Source organism: Thermococcus sp. (assembly GCF_015521605.1).
Taxonomy (GTDB): Archaea; Methanobacteriota_B; Thermococci; order Thermococcales; family Thermococcaceae; genus Thermococcus.
This window is the reverse complement of sequence record NZ_WANV01000012.1, coordinates 1-2973: the sequence shown is the minus strand read 5'-3', so window position 1 is coordinate 2973 and position 2973 is coordinate 1. Positions and strand designations below refer to the sequence as shown.

Below are 2973 nucleotides of genomic sequence, written 5' to 3'. Positions count from 1 at the left end.
TGAGGGCAACGGCCCCATACGCGATATACTCAAGCGTTGCGCTCTACGAGGAGCCGAAAAGCATGGGTGGCTGGCTCGGGGCGGAGCTGGTCTTCGACATAGACGCGAAGGACCTGCCCCTGAGGAGATGCTCGCACATCCATGAGCACGGGCAGGTGTGTCCGATATGCCTGGAGGACGCAAAGGAGCTAGCAAGGGATACCCTTGTAGTCCTGAAGGAAGATTTCGGATTTGAGAACGTTCACGTCGTTTATTCCGGGAGAGGCTACCATATAAGAGTTCTCGATGACTGGGCACTTGCCCTCGATGGAAAGGCCAGGGAGAGGATACTGGCGTATGTAAGTGCTGCGGAAGAGCTTGATTACAAGAAGGACGTTCAAAGCAATAAAATAATGTTGTCCTCTGGGTATTACCGGGTGTTCAGAGCTAGATTCGGATATTTCCTGAAAAGGGTATCCGAGAATCACTTAAGGAATTTTGGGTTAAGTGAGAGGCAGATAAAAGATGTGCTCGAAAATAGGGACAAGATATACAACGACTTTGTTCTAAATGCAAAATCTCCCAATATTGCATTTCCATCCTCCCTCAGAAGACCTCCAAAAAAAGGAATACACAAAAGCGGATTGATGATTCTTCTGAACTCATCAAGCACCTTCTCAAAGGCCTACTTCGACGGCCGCGTTACGGTCGATGTCAAAAGGATCCTCCGCCTGCCCTCAAGCCTGCATTCCAAGGTGGGTCTCGTGGCGACGTACATCGGCTCGGATGAAAGGAAGCTCGAAAGGTTCAACCCATTCAGGGACGCGGTACCTGGGTTCAGGAAGGAAGAGGTCAGGGAAGCCTACGAGGAATGGCTGGAAGAGCACGGGGATGAGATGTGAACGGAAGACTGAAAATCACTGTTTCAATGCTTATCTGGGGAAGTGTTGGAATATTCGCCCGCTTCTCAAACCTGTCGGGGTTAGGGGTTGCGTTCTTCAGGGTGTCACTCGGGGCCATCCTGCTGTTGCCCATCCTGACGGGCAGCAGGGGATGGGTCTCAACGCTTCCTTCACTTGTGAAGGCCAAATGGAAGCCCCTGCTCGCCCTGGGAGTCGCCCTGGCCTTAAACTGGGTATTCCTCTTCACCGCCTTCAACTACACCACCATAGCAAACGCGGTCCTCGTCTATTATATGGCCCCGATAATAGCGACCCTAATCTCGTGGAGATTCCTCGGGGAGAGGCTGACCCTGAAAAGGTGGCTCCTGATAGGAATGGCATTTGCCGGGCTCATCCTGATAATGAGCGGGCAGAAGGTCGACCTAGGGAACAGGGACTTTGTTGGAATCCTGCTGGCAGCGATAGCGGCTTTTTTCTATTCGCTGATTCCAAACCTGGGACGATTTCTGCGCGACGTGGATGGAAAAACCCTCACATTCCTCCAGCTTGCCATAGCATCAGTCGTATTAGCACCGTTCATTGCCGCATCGGGCGTTGGAGAGCCCGTCTGGTGGGCGGTTCTGGTTCTTGTGGCCGTGCACACCGTACTGGCACTCTTCCTGTACATGGATGGGCTGAAGGAAGTTGAGGTCAACGAGGCGGCCCTTCTGAGCTACCTTGACCCCATGAGCGCGGTGGTCTACGCGTTCCTGATATTCGGAGAAGTTCCGGGAATCAGAACGGCACTCGGAGGAGCGCTGATACTTCTGGCATCCCTGCTGGATGTTAAGGTGAGGGGGTCGTAGCCCGCCTTCTGTCTCAAGGGGACATTCGACTGAGCGGCCTACCACGGGGCTCCCACCGGGAACTCATCGCCCCTCCCTCGGCCTTGCACCCCGCGGGACGGCCGTTTCACCGCATCCCCCGGGATTGTCCGCGGGTTAACTCGGTGCCCGTCGCCGGGCCCTTCGCACGCGTCATCCACATCTCCCGGGGGCCGTGTCGTTTCTGCGCCGTTGCCCTCCCTCTCGGGAGGTGCCTTGCGGCACCGCGGCCCCGGTGCGGTGGGCGGAACTTCCTCGGGAGTGCCCCGAGAGCCCCCGACCCCCTCACCTGAAGGGAGTAGAGAAAAGATGGATAAAAAAGTTTGGTATTCACTTCTTCGGGAGTTCCTTGTTCTCCCGGAATTTGGGCTCCTTCGGCCTCTTGAATCTACCAAGGGGCGAGCGCCTCTTGGGTTTGGGACGGGTGCGTTTCCTGGATTTTCCGCCCTCACGGGTGTAGTAGAACGCCCCGGCAACCAGCAGGAGGAACACCACTACAAGAACGCCAAGCCAGAGCCCGGCTGACGTTCCGGCGGGGGTCGTTGTCGTGGTGTTCGACGCAGTTGTGGTGGTTGGTGTGGTCGTCGTTGGTGGGGCGGGAGGCTCCAGATACAGCTCACCTCTGGAAACGCTGGTTTCGCCCATCGCGCTGAGGGTAAATTCATACCCGACGATCTGTTTCATCGGGAGCTTGAACCTCAGGGAGACCTCGTTGACTCCGGGCCTTATCGTGCTCCCCAAAGAGTCCTTGTAAAGAACACTCCCATTGGCCACTATTCTGTAAGAAAGCTGCCCCTCCAAGGGTTCATAGTTCGGGTTGTCAATGACTATTCTGAAGACGACCTCATCAGTGGTGACCCTCTCGTAAGTCACGTTTTTTATGAAGGGTGGTGCAAGAACCTTGTACGAGACGTTGCTCTCCCCTATAATCCTCCCATCAAATGTCAGCTCTATGAGGGACGTCAGCTCTCCGGATACGTTGGTTGGAAGGTTCACCTCAAGGACGTTTGTACCGCCCTTGATCACTGTGGGCTCAACGGTTCTTGCGACCAAAGTCCCGTTCCTGTACGTTTCCACGGTGAGATTCAGGTTAACGTTCCTCTCCGAAAGGAGGGTTAGATAGGCTCTGTTTTCTTCCCCGAGCTTTACCGTCTCCGACTGAAGGGAAGCCCCCACAAGATTAACCCCAAACTTGACGGGGATTTCCCTGGAGTATCTGTACGTCCCGC

2 protein-coding genes, 1 other RNA gene and 1 pseudogene are annotated in these 2973 nt (G+C 55.1%); 2 read left to right on the top strand and 2 right to left on the bottom strand.

Annotation, left to right across the window (positions count from 1 at the left end):
* The coding region (locus tag F7C11_RS02065; protein WP_297090467.1) for a DNA primase small subunit PriS at positions 1–881 on the top strand (881 nt) is incomplete at its 5' end.
* Complete coding sequence (locus F7C11_RS02060) at positions 878–1726, top strand: DMT family transporter (RefSeq protein ID WP_297090466.1); 849 nt, start codon at positions 878–880, stop codon at positions 1724–1726. The genes F7C11_RS02065 and F7C11_RS02060, both read left to right, overlap by 4 nt.
* Here the strand turns inward: F7C11_RS02060 and rnpB are convergent.
* An RNA gene (gene rnpB / locus F7C11_RS02055) (RNase P RNA component) lies at positions 1712–2033 on the bottom strand. The two genes, F7C11_RS02060 and rnpB, sit on opposite strands and share 15 nt — an antisense overlap.
* Before the next feature lie 41 nt (positions 2034–2074).
* Positions 2075–2973, bottom strand: a pseudogene (locus F7C11_RS02050) (hypothetical protein); the annotation flags it as partial.